This is a genomic window from Brevibacillus brevis (assembly GCF_001039275.2).
Taxonomy (GTDB): Bacteria; Bacillota; Bacilli; order Brevibacillales; family Brevibacillaceae; genus Brevibacillus; species Brevibacillus brevis_C.
This window is the reverse complement of the sequence record NZ_CP030117.1, coordinates 3,464,052-3,484,393: the sequence shown is the minus strand read 5'-3', so window position 1 is coordinate 3,484,393 and position 20,342 is coordinate 3,464,052. Positions and strand designations below refer to the sequence as shown.

At 45.4% G+C, this 20,342-nt stretch carries 23 protein-coding genes and 1 pseudogene; 18 read left to right on the top strand and 6 right to left on the bottom strand.

Going from position 1 to position 20,342, the window contains the following annotated elements; all coding sequences use genetic code 11:
* The first annotated feature begins 85 nt into the window (after nt 1-85).
* Together AB432_RS16685 and AB432_RS16680 are read left to right on the top strand one after the other, a co-directional pair.
* Nucleotides 86-373, top strand: a complete 288-nt coding sequence (locus AB432_RS16685; protein WP_048033237.1) for a hypothetical protein — start codon at nt 86-88, stop codon at nt 371-373.
* Between the two features lie 352 nt (nt 374-725).
* The gene (locus AB432_RS16680) at nt 726-1,643 is read left to right on the top strand and encodes an aldo/keto reductase (RefSeq protein ID WP_048033236.1); all 918 of its coding nucleotides are present in this window, start codon (nt 726-728) and stop codon (nt 1,641-1,643) included.
* Here the strand turns inward: AB432_RS16680 and AB432_RS16675 are convergent.
* The 4 genes and pseudogenes from AB432_RS16675 to AB432_RS16660 all read right to left on the bottom strand — a co-directional run.
* Nucleotides 1,613-1,912, bottom strand: a pseudogene (locus AB432_RS16675) (DUF3885 domain-containing protein); the annotation flags it as partial. The gene AB432_RS16680 and the pseudogene AB432_RS16675 sit on opposite strands and share 31 nt — an antisense overlap.
* A 97-nt stretch (nt 1,913-2,009) precedes the next feature.
* The gene (locus AB432_RS16670; RefSeq protein ID WP_048033235.1) at nt 2,010-2,402 is read right to left on the bottom strand and encodes a YkvA family protein; all 393 of its coding nucleotides are present in this window, start codon (nt 2,400-2,402) and stop codon (nt 2,010-2,012) included.
* 205 nt (nt 2,403-2,607) lie between these two features.
* The gene (locus AB432_RS16665) at nt 2,608-3,591 is read right to left on the bottom strand and encodes a zinc-dependent alcohol dehydrogenase family protein (RefSeq protein WP_048033234.1); all 984 of its coding nucleotides are present in this window, start codon (nt 3,589-3,591) and stop codon (nt 2,608-2,610) included.
* A gap of 159 nt (nt 3,592-3,750) precedes the next feature.
* Nucleotides 3,751-3,960 (bottom strand): CDGSH iron-sulfur domain-containing protein, encoded by a 210-nt coding sequence (locus tag AB432_RS16660; RefSeq protein WP_048033233.1) that lies wholly within the window; start codon nt 3,958-3,960, stop codon nt 3,751-3,753.
* A 190-nt stretch (nt 3,961-4,150) separates the two neighbouring features.
* On the opposite strand from AB432_RS16660, the gene AB432_RS16655 reads away from it, so the two are divergent.
* Nucleotides 4,151-4,321: a tryptophan RNA-binding attenuator protein inhibitory protein gene (locus AB432_RS16655; protein ID WP_048033232.1), complete on the top strand. Its 171-nt coding sequence runs from the start codon at nt 4,151-4,153 to the stop codon at nt 4,319-4,321.
* A 91-nt stretch (nt 4,322-4,412) separates the two neighbouring features.
* Here AB432_RS16655 and AB432_RS16650 read toward each other — a convergent pair whose 3' ends face one another.
* Entirely contained in the window at nt 4,413-4,787 is a 375-nt protein-coding gene (locus AB432_RS16650; protein ID WP_048033231.1) for a DoxX family protein, read from the bottom strand.
* A gap of 191 nt (nt 4,788-4,978) precedes the next feature.
* Here AB432_RS16650 and AB432_RS16645 point away from each other — a divergent pair, with 191 nt between their 5' ends.
* From AB432_RS16645 to AB432_RS16630, 4 genes are all read left to right on the top strand, one after another.
* Entirely contained in the window at nt 4,979-5,665 is a 687-nt protein-coding gene (locus tag AB432_RS16645) for a response regulator transcription factor (RefSeq protein WP_048033230.1), read from the top strand.
* Entirely contained in the window at nt 5,658-6,659 is a 1,002-nt protein-coding gene (locus tag AB432_RS16640; protein WP_048033229.1) for a sensor histidine kinase, read from the top strand. Before AB432_RS16645 ends, AB432_RS16640 begins: the two co-directional genes overlap by 8 nt.
* An 85-nt stretch (nt 6,660-6,744) precedes the next feature.
* Entirely contained in the window at nt 6,745-7,428 is a 684-nt protein-coding gene (locus AB432_RS16635) for an ABC transporter ATP-binding protein (RefSeq protein WP_016739677.1), read from the top strand.
* The gene (locus AB432_RS16630) at nt 7,425-10,022 is read left to right on the top strand and encodes an ABC transporter permease (protein ID WP_048033228.1); all 2,598 of its coding nucleotides are present in this window, start codon (nt 7,425-7,427) and stop codon (nt 10,020-10,022) included. Before AB432_RS16635 ends, AB432_RS16630 begins: the two co-directional genes overlap by 4 nt.
* 118 nt (nt 10,023-10,140) lie before the next feature.
* Here AB432_RS16630 and AB432_RS16625 read toward each other — a convergent pair whose 3' ends face one another.
* The gene (locus AB432_RS16625; RefSeq protein ID WP_048033227.1) at nt 10,141-10,668 is read right to left on the bottom strand and encodes an isochorismatase family protein; all 528 of its coding nucleotides are present in this window, start codon (nt 10,666-10,668) and stop codon (nt 10,141-10,143) included.
* Between the two features lie 91 nt (nt 10,669-10,759).
* On the opposite strand from AB432_RS16625, the gene AB432_RS16620 reads away from it, so the two are divergent.
* The 11 genes from AB432_RS16620 to AB432_RS16570 all read left to right on the top strand — a co-directional run bounded on the left by AB432_RS16620 (nt 10,760) and on the right by AB432_RS16570 (nt 20,305).
* Complete coding sequence (locus AB432_RS16620) at nt 10,760-11,224, top strand: hypothetical protein (protein ID WP_235617486.1); 465 nt, start codon at nt 10,760-10,762, stop codon at nt 11,222-11,224.
* Nucleotides 11,225-11,323: 99 nt separating this feature from the next.
* Complete coding sequence (locus AB432_RS16615; RefSeq protein ID WP_048033226.1) at nt 11,324-11,683, top strand: YmaF family protein; 360 nt, start codon at nt 11,324-11,326, stop codon at nt 11,681-11,683.
* A gap of 130 nt (nt 11,684-11,813) precedes the next feature.
* Entirely contained in the window at nt 11,814-12,515 is a 702-nt protein-coding gene (locus AB432_RS16610) for a YjjG family noncanonical pyrimidine nucleotidase (protein ID WP_048033225.1), read from the top strand.
* Nucleotides 12,516-12,588: 73 nt separating this feature from the next.
* Nucleotides 12,589-14,418 carry a UbiD family decarboxylase gene (locus AB432_RS16605; protein WP_048033224.1) on the top strand — a complete coding sequence of 610 codons (1,830 nt, stop codon included), beginning with the start codon at nt 12,589-12,591 and terminating at the stop codon, nt 14,416-14,418.
* A 252-nt stretch (nt 14,419-14,670) separates the two neighbouring features.
* Nucleotides 14,671-16,641 carry a BglG family transcription antiterminator gene (locus tag AB432_RS16600; protein WP_048033223.1) on the top strand — a complete coding sequence of 657 codons (1,971 nt, stop codon included), beginning with the start codon at nt 14,671-14,673 and terminating at the stop codon, nt 16,639-16,641.
* Nucleotides 16,601-17,746: an amidohydrolase/deacetylase family metallohydrolase gene (locus tag AB432_RS16595; protein ID WP_048033222.1), complete on the top strand. Its 1,146-nt coding sequence runs from the start codon at nt 16,601-16,603 to the stop codon at nt 17,744-17,746. Before AB432_RS16600 ends, AB432_RS16595 begins: the two co-directional genes overlap by 41 nt.
* A complete protein-coding gene (locus tag AB432_RS16590) occupies nt 17,737-18,108 on the top strand; it encodes a hypothetical protein (protein WP_048033221.1) in 372 nt (123 codons plus the stop codon). Before AB432_RS16595 ends, AB432_RS16590 begins: the two co-directional genes overlap by 10 nt.
* 32 nt (nt 18,109-18,140) lie before the next feature.
* Nucleotides 18,141-18,503 (top strand): glycine-rich SFCGS family protein, encoded by a 363-nt coding sequence (locus AB432_RS16585; protein WP_007727312.1) that lies wholly within the window; start codon nt 18,141-18,143, stop codon nt 18,501-18,503.
* A 3-nt stretch (nt 18,504-18,506) separates the two neighbouring features.
* A complete protein-coding gene (locus AB432_RS16580; protein ID WP_048033220.1) occupies nt 18,507-18,845 on the top strand; it encodes a DUF4312 family protein in 339 nt (112 codons plus the stop codon).
* 21 nt (nt 18,846-18,866) lie between these two features.
* Nucleotides 18,867-19,655 carry a DUF4311 domain-containing protein gene (locus tag AB432_RS16575; protein ID WP_048033219.1) on the top strand — a complete coding sequence of 263 codons (789 nt, stop codon included), beginning with the start codon at nt 18,867-18,869 and terminating at the stop codon, nt 19,653-19,655.
* Nucleotides 19,655-20,305 (top strand): DUF4310 family protein, encoded by a 651-nt coding sequence (locus AB432_RS16570; RefSeq protein WP_048033218.1) that lies wholly within the window; start codon nt 19,655-19,657, stop codon nt 20,303-20,305. Before AB432_RS16575 ends, AB432_RS16570 begins: the two co-directional genes overlap by 1 nt.
* Nucleotides 20,306-20,342: the final 37 nt, after the last annotated feature.

Here is a 20,342-nt window from a genome sequence, read left to right as displayed (position 1 = left end):
TATTTTCATGTAGATAAACTCGAAGGAGGGTGTGCGATGAAGGAGATGAATTACGGTCATTAGCTTCCCAAAAAGGAGGTTAGTGATGAGTAGAAGTCATAAGAAGTTCCCGGTTGTAAAGGATAAGAGCGGGCCAAGCAAAAAGTTCGCAAAACGGTTATCCAGTAAGGCTGTAAGAAGATACAGTTCTGGCATTCATGCGGGACGCATGTATCGGAAAATTTTTTGCTCATGGATTATTAATGATTTCTGGTTTTACAAGTCATTTCGAGAGGCCATTCGAGATTGGGAGACAAGTGATGTCCCTGCGGTGAAGGCGAAGACGAAAAAACAAATCATCAACGAATGGGAGAAATACTACTACCGAAAATAGAAGAATCAATGGTGTATAGGGAAGTTACACCAAACAAAGAGTCCTTCCGTGGTAATTGGGGAAGGACTCTTTATTTGTACATTTTTCTAATCTTATCATTTAATTTTTTGGTCACATACTTTTTGGGATTTCTTATCCATCCCGAGTTCCATTGCCGCAGGATTCTCAGTCTTGTGAGTTGAATAAACCAATGAGCTCTCATGATAATCCGTTTTAACAAGCCCGGCTTTCTTTGCCTGTACCTCCATTTCAACATGGATCGCCGTCCTCTACTTTATGGTACCAGTGTGAGGTGCGTTGAAACGATTGTTTCGAAATGACACAATGAAAAAAATAGAATCGGAGGATTGACATGAGAACCATACCACTCGGCACGAGCAAGTTAGAAGTACCAGTCATCGCAATTGGATGCATGAGGATTGGGTCATTAGACAAGCTGCAAGCGGAGCGCTTTGTACAAACAGCACTTGAAGAAGGGGCGAACTTCTTCGACCATGCAGATATTTATGGAAAAGGCAGATGTGAGGAAGTATTTGCGGAAGCGATTCAGATGAGCCCTAGCGTTCGCGAGCGTATCCTTTTGCAATCGAAATGTGGCATCCGCCCCGGCATGTTCGACTTTTCCAAGGAGCATATTTTGAACGCAGTGGATGGCATTCTAAAACGCCTAAAAACGGAATATTTGGATGTATTGCTACTGCATCGCCCAGACACGCTTGTCGAGCCAGAAGAAGTAGCGGAAGCGTTTGATCTTCTGGAAAGCACGGGTAAAGTGCGCCACTTTGGCGTCTCCAATCAAAATCCGATGCAGATCCGGCTATTAGACAAATATGTGAAGCAACCAATCGTCGCCAACCAGTTGCAGCTCAGCATTATGAACGCGACGATGATTTCCCAAGGCTTCAACGTCAATATGGCGAACAATTCGGCTGTGAACCGCGATGGCAGTGTACTCGACTTCTGTAGGCTGCATGATATTACGATTCAGCCCTGGTCGCCGTTCCAGTATGGATTTTTCGAAGGATCTTTCCTTGGGAACGAGAAATTTCCTGAGTTGAACAAAAAAATCGATGAAATGGCAGCTAAATATGAAGTATCCAACACGACAATCGCCATCGCTTGGCTACTACGACACCCGGCGAACATGCAACCTGTTATTGGCACGACGAATATCGACCGAATGAAAGATTGCGTGAAAGCAGCACCTATTCGTTTGACGCGAGAAGAGTGGTATGACATCTATCGATCTGCCGGAAATGTGTTGCCATAGCTCCAACGCGAATAGCTTTCATAAATCCCTCTGATTGTGTCAGGAGAAGTGGCTAGTAAATCACAGCCTCGATCGTCATAGATGGGAAAGATGGTTTGTTTGCTCGTATTGATAAAGTAGACCCGATGAAAAATACGTGGCTGTAATCCCATATCCTGACGGCAGATTGCTTTTACCATTGGAACATAAGCAAAGTCCGATGTCTTACACTTCACGGCGAATCGATGCGTTCGATAGGCTTCATTCTCATCGTCTTCTGGAAAAACATAAGAACAAAGGTGGTCTAAGCATTAACGCTGGAAATGTATGGTGTAAATACTCGTGTAACGTCACCAAAGCACCTCGCTCTACTCGAATAGATTTTACCTATTCTTGTAAAAATTCTTTTTGTTTCCACTCTTTGTATTGAGTAAGGTCGCTGCTTACTTGTCGAAACACCAATCCAATGATTGTCGCATCATCTAGTAAACCAGCAACAGGAATAAAATCTGTGATGGCGTCTATGGGTGAAACAAAGTACAAAATCCCGGCAATAATCATCAAGATGGATTTAACAGGGATTGTTCGATATTTACCACTCGTCCAATCACCGAAAATTTGAAAGAGTAGCTGTAAATTCTCCCACACATCTCCGATTGCTTTTTTATCTGCTTTTTTCATTGCTTTTTTTAGGAGATTAGATGCTTTTTCTTTATCGTTCAGATATTCAGAGGCTTTTGATTCATAATTTTTAAGAAACCTCTTTTCATGTTTAGCCATAGGACCTCCTATGTTTCGTCGAAGCCAAAAAGGGTGAGGAAACGCTCATTATTGGCTTCGTTGTTATTGAAACCCACTTGTACATCCCCAAAGAACGAGGTAGCGTATAGGCAATTTACATCTGCATTTTCATTACAGCGAGAGCTTATCATTTATTTTGCCCGTAGAAAAGTAGCGTTTCGGATGTACGAGTGCTTCCAAGCGATTATACCAAGATGATTTTCCCCTTACGATGAGGGCTCTCCGCAAATTGCACCGCCTCTCTTACATCATGCAAGGCAAATTTCGCTCCTGGCTCTGTTAAAAAGAGCTTCCCATTCTGAACGAGCTCGATGACTTTCTCAAACGTTTCGTGCCAGGTAGACACGGAAACTCGTTGATTCCAGTGGCGCAATAAAAACAGTTGAGGGAGAACGCCAAGCTCTTTCGAGATCATGGACCAATCCACTTGAACTCCCGATAATAGGCCTAACGACAAGAAAATTCCACCGGCACGTGTAGACTTCGCCAGCTCTAAACCATCTGGGCCGCCAATGGAATCAATAGATGCATGAGCACCTTGTCCGTTCGTTACACTCTTGATGGCATCATAGATAGACACACATGAACTGTCGATGACATGCCACGCCCCGAGTTGCATCAACTCCTCGGTATATCTTGCGTTTCGGACGATGGCGATCACCCGAAAACCGAAAAGAGCGGATAGCTGAATAAACAAGCGGCCAATGGCTGAGTTGGCTGCATTGACGAGCAAAACCTGTTGAGAAGATAGTTGAAGGGTCTCATTGCAGATGACCCACGCAGTGATAGGGTTGATGTACAACTGACATGCCATATCATCCTGGATCGAATCGGGAACCACAATGGCTAACTCAGCTGTCGTTTTTACGTATTCTTGCCACGTACCCTCACCGCGCAAAGGCATAACACGTTTCCCGATAAGAGAGCGGGGAGCAAAAGGACCCGTATCAATAACGGTACCAACCCCCTCATACCCAGGTATGGCGGGAAGGTTGATACGATGCTTGTAGGCACCTCGAATCGGGATGACGTCAGAAGGATTTATAGGACGTGCGCTCATTTTCACCAAAATTTCATCTTGCTTCAGCGGTTCAATCAGCCGCTGTTCAATCTTCAATACTTCATGAGGTTCACCAAATTGATTGTAACGTACGGTTTGTGCATACATGGTTGTGTACTCCTAACGTTGTCTTGCGTACGGGATCGGAATGTCATTATTTTAGGTATAAAAAATAAACGCCGTCAATCAACTTTCGCTTTAAAGAGGAAATAATTTGACATAAAAAGCGGTGAAAGTGAAAAAAGAGCGCATCTGCGCTCTTTCGAATCATGCTTTTGCCCGTGGTGCACTTTCAAAGCCGATTTTTTTATGCGTGCCATCACAGAACGGTTTCTTCTCGGATTGACCGCATCGACAGAGTGAAAAAGGTGAACCGACTTCATACTTGTCACCTGCTCCATCCAGCAATTCAACTTCACCCGTAACACGAATGGAGCCATTGTCGTTAATCTTGATGGTTACTTTTTCTTGATCCACATGTCATCCCTCCTTTTTTACTATCTTTACCTACTATGCTTTTAATCAGAAGGGTATGTAGTAAATAATTGCTGCTCTACATGGGAAGAGCCTGCCGCAGCGATCGTGAACTTGCTGGCAGCCCATGACGAATTCGTGTTAAAATCAGGACAAGGTACGGTTATTTTTAGCGGGGAGAGGGTTTTGTCTCATGACGATTTCGATGGATGACTTAGAGCAATCCTGCTGGGAATGCGAAGGCAAGGGGATTCTTTTGAATGAAAACAAGCAAGAGGAATCATGCCCCAAATGCCAGGGTAAGGGAGCCATTCTTACCGCACAAGGTCAGACCCTCCTACACTTTATAAAAAAGCACTTGTAAACGAACGAGCTTGAAGAAAAAGCGGGAGGCCGTCAAATCCTCACCTGGTTACGGGTGGGAACTGGCGGCCTTTTTAGCGAGCCATAAGACTCTAAACCGACGTAGCATGATTCGGCTGTTTTTTGCTACCACTCTGGCGACCGATCAGCAAGAAAACGAGGAGCAAGACAAACGGAATCGCTACAGTAGTCGTGTCACCGTGTAAAAGAAGAGTGATTGTAGCACCAAGCATAATCACAGCGAGCGCATAGGCGGCGTAACGTGTATACTTTTTCATCAGTAGGCCCAGTCCGCCAAGCACCTCGCCTAAACCGATTACAACTTGGAACCAATGGGGAAACCCGAATGCTTGAAAAGCGAGTGTTGACTCTGGATGTCCAATCAGCTTATAAATACCAGATGAAAGAAACATCAAGCACAACCCTACGATCAATACCCATTTTGCGAAAATACGCAGACCTATCATACCGAAATCCTCCAATCGTTTCGTTGATGGATTCAGTATAAATCGCCCATTATGACATCTTTTGTCATATAACAATGAATGAACGATATACGATTCATATATTTACAATCGGATATGCTTATCGTTTGTGTTTCGTAGATCAATCGTATATAGATGGAGAAAACAATGAATGACAGTGGGGAGGATGAACATTGAAGGTTTTAGTAGTAGAAGATGACAAGACCATTGCAGATGGTTTGCACTATTCGCTTTCCAGTGAGGGTTATGAAGTAGTTCTTTGTGAAGGGAAGCAAACTGCCATTGAAACAATCAAGCAACAACGTTTTGATATTTATTTACTGGATCTAACTTTGCCAGATGGTAATGGCTATGAAATTTGCGAATATGTAAAAGAAAATCAGGATGCACCTGTCATCTTCTTGACGGCGTGTGATGATGAAATCAATGTGGTTCGAGGGTTAGATATGGGAGCAGACGACTATATCACAAAGCCGTTTCGTATCCGGGAGCTGATTAGCCGAATGAAGTCATCCCTTAGGCACTACCAAAAAGAACCCACCCCGACTGACAAAGTGAAGATTGGACATGTTGTCGTGAATACAAAACTGGCTAAAGTGTACAAAGGAACCGAGGAAGTGATGCTGACTGCTTTAGAATACCGCTTGCTGTTGGCATTCATAAATAGTAGAGGGCAAGTTCTGTCCAGAAATCAGTTGTTAGAGGGCATTTGGGATCTAGATGGAAACTTTATCAATGACAATACTCTTTCGGTCTACATTAAGCGGCTACGAGAAAAGTTGGAGGATGATAGCCAGAATCCCAAAGTGATAGAAACCGTACGCGGACTTGGCTATCGAATGAGTGGAAGTCATGCTTAAAAACAAGGAAATCCGCAAGTTATGTATGTATAGCGTAGTGATTTCCATCATTGGGATCACGATTCTTTGGATAATCGATTGGAAAGCGGGGATTGTGGCGATTGCCATGGTATTTCTGCTCCTATCATGTTTTTTCATGTTTACCCGCAAACGTTATCAGGACATCAGTAAGCTCGCTTATTATTTGGCTTCTGTATATTCTGGCCAACCCACGATGGATATTAGGGATAACGTTGAGGGTGAATTGAGTATTCTGAAAAATGATATTTATAAAGTGACATTAACGTTATCCGAGCAGTCTACTCTTCTGAAAAAGGACAAACAATACTTGGCAGATACTCTTTCGAACATCTCCCATCAACTAAAAACGCCACTTGCCTCTATGTTTGTCATGGCTGATTTGTTAAACAACCCTAGTCTGCCAAAAGAAAAGAGGGAGGAGTTCTTGGGCAAGATTATCAATCAGTTGAAGCGTATTGAATGGCTCGTGACTTCATTGCTCAAGCTGTCCAAAATCGATGTGCAGAGCGTTATTTTCAAGAAGGAACTCGTATCTGTCAAAAAAATGATAAACAAGGCATTAGAACCGCTCCTCGTCCCCATGGAATTAAAAAATCAGGAGCTTTCTTTTTCCTGTAAAGAAGACCTTTTCGTGTATGGAGATGAAAACTGGACGGTAGAAGCCATTTTGAACATAATGAAAAACGGGATTGAGCATACGCCCGTTGGGGGACGTATTGCCATTTCGTGTGAGGAAACACCCTTGTATACACAAATTGTTATTACCGACAGTGGCGAAGGGATTAGCCCAGAAGATGCTCCACACATTTTTGAACGATTTTATAAAGGGAAGAATGCAGGAGTGGATAGTATTGGAATAGGGCTAGCCATGTCTAAAACAATCTTGCAAAGTCAAAACGCCGATGTGTTTATGGAAAGCCAGACTGGTGTAGGCACAACATTCAAAATCAAATTTTACAAGCAAATGATGTAGATGACAAAATTGTAAGAATGAATGTCACCGACGAGACATGTTTGGCAGCTATTCTAGACGTAATCACTTATCTGGGAGGATCATGATGGAGATTTTGCGAGTAGAGAACCTGTCAAAGACGTACGGTGATGGCGAAACAGCTGTTACTGCATTGAACGATATCTCATTTTCCGTACAAAAAGGGGAGTTTGTGGCGATCATTGGACCATCTGGTTCAGGTAAGTCTACGCTTTTGCATATTCTAGGGGGCGTTGATACGCCCACATCCGGTAAGGTGATTGTTGACCAGACGGATATGTACGCGATGGATGAAACGGCACTGGCCATCTTCAGACGTAGACAGATTGGACTTATCTATCAATTCTACAATCTGATCCCTGTCCTTACTGTAGAGGAAAATATTACCTTGCCGTTGCTATTGGACGGTAGAGAAGTAAATCAAGATATCTTTTCCGGTATCGTAGAGACTCTAGGTCTTCAACAGCGATTAAAGCATCTGCCAAACCAGCTTTCTGGAGGACAGCAGCAACGTGCGTCCATTGGCCGTGCCTTGATTAGCAGTCCCGCCATTGTATTGGCTGACGAGCCTACGGGGAATCTGGACAGTAAAAACAGTGCTGAGATTGTGAAGCTCTTGAAAAAATTACACAAAGAACGGCATCAAACCCTGATTGTTATTACACATGATGAAAATATTGCCTTGCAAGCGGACCGTATTATTGGTATTTCGGATGGCAGGATTTCTAGAGATGAGGTGATCCGGCGATGAATATCGTAAATCAGCTCACCTTACGTTATATGAAGCAGAATAAGAGCCGTACCCTTGTTACAATCATTGGGGTTGTCATTTCTGTCGCAATGCTTACAGCAGTATTTTCGATAAGTAGTTCTTTCATGGATATGATGCAGCGAAACGCGATTGCCTACTCTGGCAAATGGCAGGCAGCTTTTCTCAATGTTGCAGGAGAAGATGTTGCGGTTATTACAAATGCAGATGCAGTAGAGAGATACGACATTGACCAGAAACTTGGATTTGCACGTCTTTCCAACTCTGCAAACCGCGTGAAGCCTTATTTGTATATTACTGGGCACAATAATCATGATGTAATAGGGGTGAGCCTAATTGATGGGCGATTGCCTCGGAATGAAAATGAACTGGCACTTTCATCGCAGTATCTTCGAACCGTCGGGGTAAGCTTGAAGGTTGGAGATGTAGTCACATTAGATTTTGGTAACCGTAGCTTGAATATAGATGGGCAGAGCGAGGCGTTGGGCAACAATGATGCCTATCAATCAAAGGAAGTCTTTACTCCTACAATAACGAAAACATACACCATTACAGGGATTGTTGAAGCACCAGATAAAGAGCACGAAGCAATGGCTGCATACCGTGCATTTAGTGGTCTTTCCGAGAATGATTTAGAGGCGGGTTCTCCCTACACGGTAAGTGTTGAATATAAGGATTTTAAAGGTTTAGGGAATGATATTTATGAAACGAGTAACATGATTGCAAGTAAGGTGAACGGAGTAAAGGATCAAGTTAAATCGAATGGAGTAAAAGTCAAGTACAACCGGGATCTTTTGCTTTATTCCGGGATTTCGAATGATTCCCACTTTCTTACCACCATGTATCTGGCAGTCTTAACCGTTGGAAGTATCATTCTGATTGGATCTGTCTCACTAATCTACAACGCGTTTGCGATCTCGCTTTCAGAGCGTAGCCGCACATTAGGGATGTTATCTAGCATAGGGGCAACCAAACAGCAAAAAAGGGCTTCTGTATTTTTTGAAGCCGCTGTGATCGGGGTCATAGCTATTCCGGCCGGGTTGTTTTTTGGGTCCATTGGCATTGGGGTTACTCTCCATTTGCTCAGCCCATTCATTCAAAAAATATTTGTCGTTAGCGAACCGATGCGATTGGTGATAGAGCCGTTTAGTATGGTTGCTGTCATTTTGTTTTCCATTTTGACACTGTTCATTTCTGCATGGTTTCCAGCAGTGAGGGCATCGGGAATTACACCGATAACTGCGATCCGCCAGACAAAGGATATCGAAATAAAAGGAAAAGATGTTCGAACATCCAAAATGACTCGTAAGTTGTTTGGATTTGAAGCGGAACTAGGATTAAAAAATCTGAAAAGGAATAAACACCACTATCGCTCAACTGTCTTTTCTCTTGCGATCAGCGTAATCTTGTACCTAGCAGCTTCTTCCTTTTCGTTGTATATGGATAAGTCCTATAATATGGCGCAAGCACCGCTACCCTATGATTTGTCAGTATACGCAAGAGGAGCCGATCTGGAAAGGGTAAGGTCATTAACAAATGAATTGATGTCTGTCCAAAACGCAACAACGAAAGTGAAGACCCAACTTCTTTTTGATGATCTAATCCTCAACGAAAACGAGGTTACCACAGACATATCCAGTCGCCTTACTCTTAATCCAGATGGGAAATACTACATGTCTTCAAACATTGTTTCTCTTGATGAGGCCTCTTTTGCAGCGTATCTGCAAACCGCAGGGATTGATGCGAAGAAATTGGAAGGAGACGAGATTTCTGCAATACTTGTCAATCGGTTCACCTTGAAAGAACAACATAATTTTACAGATATCTCTCAACTAGCAGTCCAAGAGGGATCAGAAATACCATTCACGAAGGTTGAAGGAGCTAAAATCCGAATTGCTTCTATCACGGATAAACGTCCACCTTTTATGCTACACTACCAGGAAGATGCTTTTACGGTGACATTTGTTGTTTCTGAACGAAGTTTTGACAAGCTACGAGAATTAGGTAACGATATGCTGTCTCAACAAGTTACCAGCGAGATTCAATTTACAACAGAGCAGTCTGTGGCATTGGAAAATGAATTGAACCCGATTATTGACGAATATCCAGATGTACATGTCTATACGACTAATCTGATTGAGGAGCGTCAGGATGCAATGAATCGCGCCACAGTCACATCCGTATTCCTATATGGGTTTGTGGTTCTCATCGGACTCATTTGTATGGCAAATATTATCAACACGATTTCGACAGGGATGGCCTTGAGAAAACGTGAGTTTGCGATGTTGGCCTCCATTGGCATGACGCCAAAGGGTATGAAGAAAATGCTACGTTTCGAAGGATTCTTTTATGGAATGAAGTCGCTTATTTACGGTTTACCGATTAGTTTATGCGTGATGTTTTTCATCTACATGAGCCTTAGCCGGAATTTTGAATTTGCTTTTACGTTGCCTTGGGCGAATCTTTTCATTGCAGGGATAGGTGTGTTTTTTATTGTGGGTACATCAATCCTCTATGCGACTAGAAAACATAAAGAACAGAATATCGTTGAATCGCTGAAGAACGAAAATATCTAATGTAGAGGGTAATTTTTTGGAACGGTCTAGATAAACAAAGGCATTGAAATACTCGCCATCCAATCCATAATGGGAAATCGATGGCGAGTCCTCGGATAACAGGTACGACATATTCACATCATTTGTATTTTTCAGCGTACTCGGCGTAGTTTACTACTTCAATGACACTCGACCAACGGAGAACGGTTCCTACAAACTGATGAATGTCTAATCCTTGCATGCCGTATGATTCAGCGGTATTGGTTGTACCAGTCGCGTCCTTAATGAAAGTCACTTTATATCCACGGTCATAGGCAGCGATCGCTGTAAACATACAACAAAATTCCGTCTCAAAACCAATGATAAAAAGATGATCGACCCCTAACTTTTCTAAAGTTTGTGTGAGCTCCGTTTGGAAGAAGGAACTAGGGGTTTGCTTCTCAATCAAGTAGTCGGAATAGTCTTTTAATGGAGGGTGTATTTCAGAACCGATAGAGCTTCTATTCAGTGGACTTTCTTCTGCAGCATCGATATGTCTGATAAAAATGACAGGACGTTTGCTCTCTTTAAAATCCTTGATTACCTGTTCCATCAAAATAAGTTCCTCTTTGTAATCCCCACAGCTCACAATTCCGCTTTGCACATCAATGACTAAGAGTGCGTTCATTGCCTCACCTTCCTTTTATCATGTGGATAGATCATTCGGTAGGTAAGCGTGTACTTCCTGCCAAGTAAATAATGTCGCTACATATCTTTCGATGGCTGTACTCGCCTTACATAAAGTGAATGGCTTTGAAGCGGGAGCAGAATTTCCGCCGGAATCCAAAGCGTTTTTGGCAAAGCATGCCCATCTGTTCCCCGCAACTGGAGAGAAAGTGAAGGAAGCCCAGCAATTTGTCGATCAAAATGTGCAACCGAAACATATGAATAAAAATATTTCCAAGTATCATGCTTCGATGATTCAAGATAAAGGAACGGTGATGAGCATCGAAGAGGAAGAAATACCGGAAATGGGAACAGTTTCCGTCTTGCATGTCGTCAATGACGAGGAGGATAGCTACCAAATTGTTTACCTAGGTGCTTTAGATATCTATGGAGATGATACGGTTGAATTTGTGGGGGTTCCAACCTTACTTTCAGGTTTCGATAATGTAAGTGGCGGATATACGAATTCGATCATCATTGCAGGGAGCTATGTAGGAAAAAAGCGAGCATTAAGCTAGGGTAGTATGGATTTTCGTAGAAAAAAAGCTGTTGACCAGTCCGCATCCTTGTCACACTGAATACAGTGATAGCAAGCCAGGGATGGAAGGGTGATTACAATGGCTAAGAAAAAAAGATTAAAATGGAAGTTAAAAAGTAAAAGTACAGCACGAATTCAGAGACATGTTCATGAATTTTTAGGTAGCACGCAGCTTGCAGAAGAAGGAGCAGATCGACACAATCACCGTTTTGCTGGCGTCACTGGTCAAGCAATCCCAAGAGGAAAAAGCCACGTTCATGTCATTCGGTCAAATACAGACTTCTTCAATCATCTCCATCGCGTGCGAATTGTAACTGGACCCGCAATTCCGGTTGGAAATGGAAAGCATGTTCATTTTGTGAGAGGAACTACCACGTTTAACGATGGTCACGTCCACCGGTTCAAATTCGCGACGTTGATCCAGAAGCCACTCCTCTAAAAAATCTTTCACGGCCTCGAATGATACAGTTCGAGGCTTTTTGTATGCAGGTTGGTCTTCTGTTTTTGATATGATAGAAAGGTGTTAGTTTGTACGAATACTTGATCAGTAAAGATTTCTGGAGGTTGCCATGCGCTATCAAGTCATATTATTCGATGTAGATGATACACTTCTCGACTTCAAAAAGACAGAAGAAAATGCACTGCAAAAGACGTTTTCCCAATTTGGACTCGCTACGGGATCGTCTGATTATGGAGCGGTTTACAAAGAGATCAGTAAAGGATTGTGGGAGGATTTAGAAAAGGGGCGGATCACTCTAGCAGAGCTGGGCGTAGAGAGATTTCGAAGACTTTTCAAAGCTGTTCAGCTAGACGTCGATGCAGAGGCTTTCGGCAGCGCCTATCTCGAATCCTTGGGCAAAGAAGTGCATTTGGTACCGGGAGCGGTTGAATTGTGCAACAGTTTGCAGGATTGCCGCTTGGTGATCATTACGAATGGGTTCGCCTCTGTTCAAACGGCAAGAATTGCCGCTTCACCGCTTTGTAACACGTTTGAACACCTGATTATTTCCGAAGAGGTCGGCTATAAGAAGCCGGATCGGGAAATTTTTGAATACGCGTTTTCCAAACTGCAATGGACGGAGAAGGCGAACGTACTGATGGTGGGAGATTCGTTGACTTCTGATATACAAGGGGGAGTCCAATACGGGATCGATACGTGCTGGTTCAATCCATTTGGCAAGGAAAATCAGACGAGCATTCATCCAACGTACGAAATCAGAGAACTGAGCGAGCTTCAAGAAATTGTGCGGAAGGGTAACGTGAATTTGTAGGATCTTTCCTGTATGATTAGAGGGTATTGATCTACAGATAAATCTATAATCTAGTGATTGGAGCCCTATAGATATGTATCAGAATTTAGAAGAGTGCATCCTTGACTTGGAAAGGCACGGACATTTGGTCCGTATTCGCGAAGAAGTAGATCCCTATCTGGAAATGGCCGCGATTCATTTGAAGGTGTACGAAGCTGGGGGACCAGCCTTGCTGTTTGAAAATGTAAAAGGCTCAAAATTTCGTGCGGTATCCAATCTTTTTGGCACAATCGAGCGCAGCAAATTTATTTTTAGAAGCACCTGGCAAGCCGCTGAAAATATCATCGCCATGCGTAATGATCCGATGAAAGCGCTAAAGCAGCCATTTAAAAATATCGGGAACGGCTTTGCTGCACTGAAGGCTTTGCCTGCAAAAAAATCGACTAGCATGCCCGTAACTGCACAGGAAATTAGCATAACTGACTTACCACTCATCCAAAGCTGGCCAATGGATGGCGGAGCTTTTGTTACGCTGCCCCAAATCTATTCAGAAGATCCGGACAAGCCTGGAATCATGAATTCCAATTTGGGTATGTACCGAGTGCAGTTGACTGGTAATGAGTATGAAGTAAACAAAGAAATTGGCTTGCACTATCAAATCCATCGCGGAATCGGTGTCCACCAAGCCAAAGCGACGAAAATGGGGATGCCGCTAAAAGTAAGCTGTTTCGTTGGCGGGCCACCAGCACATACCTTATCGGCGGTAATGCCATTGCCAGAAGGTTTGAGCGAAATTACTTTTGCTGGCTTGCTATCTGGGCGTCGTTTTCACTACAGCTATATCGATGGCTACTGCGTAAGCAATGATGCGGATTTTGTGATCACAGGAGATATTTATCCTGAAGATACGAAGCCAGAAGGACCATTCGGCGACCATCTGGGCTATTACAGTCTGATTCATCCATTCCCTGTGATGAAGGTAAAGAAAGTGTATGCCAAGCCGAATGCCATCTGGCCATTCACGGTTGTGGGCCGTCCGCCACAAGAAGATACGTCGTTCGGTCAACTGATTCACGAGTTAACGGGCGATGCGATCAAGCAAGAAATCCCGGGTGTAAAAGAAGTCCACGCAGTAGATGCTGCTGGCGTACATCCGTTGCTGTTTGCCATCGGAAGCGAGCGATATACGCCTTATCAGCAAGTTAAACAGCCGACGGAGATGCTCACCATTGCCAACCGCATTTTAGGGACGGGCCAATTGAGCTTGGCCAAGTATTTATTCATTACCGCTGAAGAAAATCGACCATTGACGACGCATGATGAAGTTGATTTTTTGACCTATATTTTGGAGAGAATCGATTTGCATCGCGATGTTCATTTTTATACGAACACGACTATTGATACGCTGGATTATTCGGGAACGGGCTTAAACAGCGGCAGTAAGGTTGTCCTCGCTGCTTACGGCGATCAGGAACGCGAGCTGTGCAAAGAGGTGCCGGATGAGCTGAAGGATTTGCGAGAGTTTGAGAACGCCCGCTTGATTATGCCAGGTGTGGTGTCGATCCAAGGTCCTGCTTTTATCGATTACGCGAGCGCCCAGCAGCAATTACAGAATCTGTGTGACGCGATTCAAGCGAGAGGGCCGCTCCCGTCTTGCCCGATGATCATCCTTTGCGATGATAGTACCTTCATGAGCGCGTCGCTACAAAACTTCCTGTGGGCAACCTTCACCCGAAGCAATCCATCCCACGACATTTACGGTGTGAACAGCTACTATGAGAACAAGCATTGGGGGTGCGATAATTTGATCATTGATGCGCGTACCAAGCCCCATCAAGCACCACCATTGGTACCAGACCCAACTGTTGAGAAAAATATCGAGCGACTATTTGTCAAAGGGGCGAGCCTGGGAGGAATCCTGTAAGCACCTCCTACTAGAAGAGGTCCGTAACCTTTCGTTGCGGACCTTTTTTTGTAATGATGTCAAGTAAGTGATGAAAAAGAGATGGCTCCTTGTTTTAATCCGGGGTCATCTTTTTCATTGTTGTCGAATTGAACTGATAATTGCAAAAATTGCACGATTGATGGGGAAAGGAATCGTTCTTTACCACCGAGAAAGCGTTTTCTATAATGAATCTCAAGCAAGGACACAGCTTTTTATGGAAAGGAGAAAGGAATGGTCTTTTTAACCACACGTTCCCATGCATTACTGAAGGTGATACTCGACAGCTACTATCCGCTGAAAATCAAGGATGTCGCGCGCGATTTTCAGGTAAGCGAACGTACCGTGAAGTACGATCTGGATAACGTCAGGCAATGGCTAAAGGAACGAAATGTCATCCTCCATTCTCAACCGAATAAAGGGCTGTGGATCACGGAAGAACAAGAGCATCGAAATGCTTTGAAGGAAAATTTGCAAAGTAATGACAGCAAGACACTCATTCTGCCGCAAAAGGATCGGGTCAAGCATTTTTTGTTCATTCTTCTGCTGTCAGAAGGGTATCAGCGGATGAACGATTTGGCTGATCACATGGGAGTCAGTCGCAATACCGTCGTGGCAGATGTTAAGGACGCGGAAAAGCTGCTCGACGGCTGGCGTCTCGAGCTCGTCACGAAGCAAAGGTACGGTGTACGCGTGGACGGGAGTGAGCGGCACAAGCGTTATGCTCTCGAAAACTTGATTCACGATCTGTTGGATGGAATCGACATGTATCGGATGGTACAAGGGATGTTTTTAGAAAATGGACAAGAAGCGAGAACAGGTCCGTTATTGGAGAAATGGCTGATCAGCCGGACAGAGTTAGGAGAGATCATTTACAGCATCAAAGCATGGATGAATGCTGCTGCCGAGACGCTGGCAGACCGAGCCCTGATTAGTTTATTGATTCGCCTATGCATTGTCGTCCATCGTGTACAACGGGGCCAATTGGTCACTGCGGATGATGCCGAGATGGGAGAAGCGAGGCATTGGAGTGGATACGAGCTGTTTTCACACGAGGTTCGAGCATTATGTCAGCGATTGAACGTCGATATTCCCGAACACGAGATTGCGTATGCGTGCCTTCCGCTGCTAGGGACTGAACAGGTGCCAAGAGAGGCACGTGCAGGGAGGATTGTCTTGGATGTTTTCCAGGCAACCAAGGAGCTGACGGAAGCGGTTAGCAGCCGCATGCTGGCACCGTTGTACGAGGATCAGGAGCTGGTCAGACTGCTATTTGCTCATCTGGATGACAGTTTGAACCGTTATCGTCAGGGCGTCCTTTTTGCGAATCCACTGACGGAGGAGATTCGCCGTTCATACGCACGCATGTTTGATGCTGTTAAACGCTCTTGCGAAGAAGTGTTTTGGCATCGCGGGGTCTACTGGCTTGATGCAGACATTGCTTACTTTGTCCTGCATTTCCAAGCAGGTTATGATCGATGGCTGGAGCAGAAAAAGGCAGATGCGCTCGTCGTTTGCGGAACAGGCAGAGGGACTTCACGGTTTTTGAAAACGTACCTGGAAAGCGAATTGCGTTCACTTCGGGTCGTAGGTCTGTGTTCCAGCACAGAGGTAGAGAAGTATTTGGCGAGTCGTCGCGTAGATGTCATTATCAGTGTCTTGCCGATTAAAGCCGAGGTGCCAGTTGTGATTGTCAGTCCTCTTCCAACACGCCAAGATATCAACCAGATTCAGAACTGTCTGGAAGCGTTGCAAGTGGAGGATGGAAATCGACAGCAGGCTGTGAATTCTCGCAAGGAAGCTTGGTTTCCCACGCTGACTGCTGATCTCAATCCATCAGATTTACCCGTGGTGGAGAGGCTGTCCCAGGATGTTATCTGCAAAGGGTATGAGATCAGTCAAAAAATCGTGACTGCCTTTCGGGAGTACGTAACGGAACAAACGGCGAGCGGACTTTCGCTGCACCTGCTGCTGATGGTGAATCGACTGGCTTTTGGATCACCCTATCAGGAGGAGTGGGAATCGTCGGCTGAGGCAGAATCGAAAGAATGGAAGGCATGGCGTGAAAAGCTGAATCAATTGATGGCTGAGGCCAACCTCCAGGTTCCGCCTAGTGAAGTGACGGCTATTATGCGCTATTTTTCAGGAAAGGGGACGGTAGAGAGTGAAAGTGGATCTACTCATACACAACGGACGGGTCATTGATCCTTCCCAGAACCTGAACGGGCACTATGATCTTGCCATTCGGGAAGGGCGGATCGTTGGGTTGTATGAGAAAGGGAAGACAACCGATGATCAAGGGATGAATCTGGAGGGCAAGGAGACGATCGATGCAGAAGGATATGTGGTGACACCTGGTCTGATCGATCTGCACGCTCACGTTTTTCCGACAAAGACGAGCTTGGGCGTAGCCGCGGATCGGGTCGGGGTCGAGCAAGGAGTGACAACTGTAGTAGATGCTGGCAGTGTCGGGCTCTGGTCATTTGATGCTTTTCTTGAAGAAGCCGTGGATCCTTCTGTTACTCGTGTTCTGGCATTTCTGAACATTTCAGGGGATGGCTTGTGCACAGGCGGCGGGGAGCTCGCAGACATGTCGCGGTTAACCCCGAGAGAAGCCGCAGCCCTCATAAGAAAACAACCGCTATTACGAGGGATAAAAGCCCGCATGAGCGGTTCTGTCGTCAAGAAAAACGGGATACAACCTTTACTCATAGCCAAGGAAGCGGCGAGAGAAGCGGGTGTACCGATGATGGTGCACATTGGAAACGCTCCGCCAAAACTCACGGAAATATTGCCTCTACTAGACCGAGGAGACGTGGTGACACATGCGTTTCACGGGAAAAAAGGAGGAATGTTCGACGAACGAGGCGAGTTGATTCCAGAGGCGCAAGACGCATTGGAGAGGGGAGTTTTACTCGATATCGGGCACGGCGAAGCGAGCTTTAGTTTTCAAACACTGCGTCATGCGCAGGCCCAAGGTATTATGCCACATGTCATTAGCACAGATGTTCACCAGCGCAACGTTGATGGTCCAGTGCACAGCTTGACGCACACACTTACGAAGTTTCTCGCCATGGGCTACTCGCTCGACGATGTGATTGCGGCGAGTACGCTTGCGCCCGCACGAATTCTTGGGCTAGAAAACGAGATCGGGACGTTGAAAGTAGGAGCATGCGCGGACGTATCCATATTGCAGATAAAAAAAGAGCCGACAATTTTGACCGACAGTGAACAAGAAACGGTGGAGACAAAGGAAAGAGTAGTGGCTTATCAAGCGATTACTTCGGGAAAGGTACTGACATGCAAATGATTGATGACATCCTCAAGGAACTGACTGAGACAAAATCAGATTATTTATCTGAAATTTCTGAAACAAAGCAAATTCTCCAAAAAATTGAGGAGGAGTTCCGCCTCATGGAGATTCATATACCGCGAGATCGCTGGCTAGCCATCGGAGCTCATGTACTGGCATTTGTACGACGGATGACAAACGGTGAAAGGCTGCCCGTGATTGAAGCGGAGTTATTCGCCGAAATTCATCCCGATATGGTTACGCTCTCGCACAAAGTTCTTTCGGAAGAGAAGAGTGCGTGGCAGGCAGATGATACAGAAGCGTTTCTGTTAGCGGTTCATTTTGAAGCCATCCGTGCCATGCAGATGGGGCCATTGTAAAACATTGCTATGAAAAAAAGGAGGGCATGTCTATGTCTAAGGTAAAAATCGTGATTGGTGATCGTCTTGGAAAAGGACAGAACATCGCAAAAGGAATCGAAGCTGCTGGCGGGACCGCGATCGTCATTCCAGGTGTTGGCGCTGATATGAAGGTAGGAGATGTCATGGTCAGTGAAAGTGCAGACCTCGGGCTGTCCTTTTGCGGAAGTGGTGGGGCTGGGGCACTGACTGCCAAGACCAAGTATGGTTTTCCGGTCGAGTACGGCTTGCGCTCCGTAGATGCTGGTATTACTGCCTTGCGTAGCGGCAAAAAAGTGATCGGCTTTGGCTTCATGGATACAGAAGAGCTGGGCAGACGCATGGTGGAAGAATACATTAAGCTGGGAGGGAAGTAATCCATGTACACGGAGACGACGCAAACCTTGCGATTATCCGGCAGTGGCGATACGAAGGAGGGAGCCTTCAACAAGATTTTCTCCCAAATCAAGCATGTAGTGGCGAGACAGACGAGTGATTTGGTCGTGCGAATCGAACCTGTAGGCGTTTCCATTGTATCTGCGACAGAGACAGTGAAGCATGAGCGATTTTTTGGATTGTTCTTCCCACGCAAACGGACGCGGTATGACATTACCGTAGATATTCAAGTGAGGTTGGGGCTGGTCCAGGTAGAAAACATAACATTTCAGCAGCAGACCGAGCAGACTGCGGGTATAGGGCAGTTGGCTCGTCAGCGATAGAAGCAGACAGGGGGTAGGTTCATGGTTACGTTGATGATTGTATTGAAGTCGATCGTCATCGGGGCATTGGTCGGCTTCGGTGTTGGTGCAGGGGCGGCGAGGATGTTTCATGCACCCAATGTCCAAGGGATGGGAGCATTCCGGACTTTTGGAGAGCTGAACGCATGTGCGGGCGATCCCATTTCCCACTTTTCATTTGGGCTTGGCTTTTTGTTTAACTCATGGGCGTCTGTTGTCGGTGCCGGTGCGTTGACGCAAGATGTGGATCATCGCGTCATTCCGAACTGGGCAGCGGCCGTGTTGCTCTGGCGCAACAAGAATGTCGCAGAGACGTTGCACAATCCAAAGCAAATGGCGATTGCCGGAGCAGCAGTCGGTGTCGTTGTGGTCACCTTGTTGAATTCCACAGCAACGGCGATTCCCGAATCGATGCAGCTCGTCGCAACGAAGGTACTGGTTCCGGCTGCGAACTGGTTGATCAACCCGATCATGCCGATTGTGTTCTGGATGGCGGCGATGGATGCAGGCAAACGGACAGGGATTTGGGGAACGGTTTTGGGCGGTTTGTCGCACTTGGTCATGGGGAATGCGGTACCTGGAATCGTCTTGGGTATTTTGATCGGTAAAGGCTTAGAGGATAGTGGATGGAACAAAATTACGAAATCCATGTTTATTGCAGTCATTCTCTTGTTTGTATTCAGCGGCTTCTTCCGTGGTTTTGATGTCGCGCTCTTGAAAAGTATGTATGTTGAAATTCCACAGTGGCTGATTGAGCTTCACGAAACATTCGGATCGGTGGTGAAAAAGTAATGGGTGAATTGCAGGCAAAAGGATTTTGGTATTCAGAATGGGCATTTCCCCTCTTTGTTGCGTGCTTGTCTTCAGGAATCTTTGCGGGTACTCATCTTTACTATGTGTATCATGTCGGTGCTTTTAACGATATTGCCATCGTTGCGATGCTGGAGGCTGGGATCAAAGGGGGTGGATACGGTGCGGCTGCCGCGTTTGGTGCGAGCTTTTTGTTCGCCCGCATTCTGGAGGGACCGCTTGTTGGGATTCTCGATATTGGCGGCTCGTTGCAAACGGGTATCGGGATTGGCGTTCCAGCGTTGATGTTGGGAGCAGGCTTTACAGCTCCGTTGACTTCCTTCCCTTTGGCGCTGGCGACAGGTGCACTCTTGGGTTTGATCATTGGTACCGTGATTATTATGATTCGGAAGTACACGATCAACGCATCGAACTCCACCTTTGGAGCGGATGTCATGATGGGGGCTGGAAACGCAGCAGGTCGTTACTTAGGTCCATTGATTGTTATTTCTGCGATTATGGCTTCAATTCCAGTCGGACTCGGCGCAACAGCAGGAGCAGCGATTTTCTACTATTACAACAAACCGATTGCGGGTGGTGCGATTATCGGAGCCATGATCCTCGGCGCCATTTTCCCGATCCCGACACAATGAGGATAGAGAGAAAAGTTTTCACAGGAAGGGCGGGCAA

Bases quoted from the DNA above. Each gene is read 5' to 3' on its own strand.
- AB432_RS16685 (WP_048033237.1), top strand. From the start codon at position 86: ATGAGTAGAAGTCATAAGAAGTTCCCGGTTGTAAAGGATAAGAGCGGG.
- AB432_RS16680 (WP_048033236.1), top strand. From the start codon at position 726: ATGAGAACCATACCACTCGGCACGAGCAAGTTAGAAGTACCAGTCATC.
- AB432_RS16670 (WP_048033235.1), bottom strand. From the start codon at position 2,402: ATGGCTAAACATGAAAAGAGGTTTCTTAAAAATTATGAATCAAAAGCC.
- AB432_RS16665 (WP_048033234.1), bottom strand. From the start codon at position 3,591: ATGTATGCACAAACCGTACGTTACAATCAATTTGGTGAACCTCATGAA.
- AB432_RS16655 (WP_048033232.1), top strand. From the start codon at position 4,151: ATGACGATTTCGATGGATGACTTAGAGCAATCCTGCTGGGAATGCGAA.
- AB432_RS16650 (WP_048033231.1), bottom strand. From the start codon at position 4,787: ATGATAGGTCTGCGTATTTTCGCAAAATGGGTATTGATCGTAGGGTTG.
- AB432_RS16640 (WP_048033229.1), top strand. From the start codon at position 5,658: ATGCTTAAAAACAAGGAAATCCGCAAGTTATGTATGTATAGCGTAGTG.
- AB432_RS16635 (WP_016739677.1), top strand. From the start codon at position 6,745: ATGGAGATTTTGCGAGTAGAGAACCTGTCAAAGACGTACGGTGATGGC.
- AB432_RS16630 (WP_048033228.1), top strand. From the start codon at position 7,425: ATGAATATCGTAAATCAGCTCACCTTACGTTATATGAAGCAGAATAAG.
- AB432_RS16625 (WP_048033227.1), bottom strand. From the start codon at position 10,668: ATGAACGCACTCTTAGTCATTGATGTGCAAAGCGGAATTGTGAGCTGT.
- AB432_RS16620 (WP_235617486.1), top strand. From the start codon at position 10,760: ATGGCTGTACTCGCCTTACATAAAGTGAATGGCTTTGAAGCGGGAGCA.
- AB432_RS16615 (WP_048033226.1), top strand. From the start codon at position 11,324: ATGGCTAAGAAAAAAAGATTAAAATGGAAGTTAAAAAGTAAAAGTACA.
- AB432_RS16610 (WP_048033225.1), top strand. From the start codon at position 11,814: ATGCGCTATCAAGTCATATTATTCGATGTAGATGATACACTTCTCGAC.
- AB432_RS16605 (WP_048033224.1), top strand. From the start codon at position 12,589: ATGTATCAGAATTTAGAAGAGTGCATCCTTGACTTGGAAAGGCACGGA.
- AB432_RS16600 (WP_048033223.1), top strand. From the start codon at position 14,671: ATGGTCTTTTTAACCACACGTTCCCATGCATTACTGAAGGTGATACTC.
- AB432_RS16590 (WP_048033221.1), top strand. From the start codon at position 17,737: ATGCAAATGATTGATGACATCCTCAAGGAACTGACTGAGACAAAATCA.
- AB432_RS16585 (WP_007727312.1), top strand. From the start codon at position 18,141: ATGTCTAAGGTAAAAATCGTGATTGGTGATCGTCTTGGAAAAGGACAG.
- AB432_RS16580 (WP_048033220.1), top strand. From the start codon at position 18,507: ATGTACACGGAGACGACGCAAACCTTGCGATTATCCGGCAGTGGCGAT.
- AB432_RS16575 (WP_048033219.1), top strand. From the start codon at position 18,867: ATGGTTACGTTGATGATTGTATTGAAGTCGATCGTCATCGGGGCATTG.
- AB432_RS16570 (WP_048033218.1), top strand. From the start codon at position 19,655: ATGGGTGAATTGCAGGCAAAAGGATTTTGGTATTCAGAATGGGCATTT.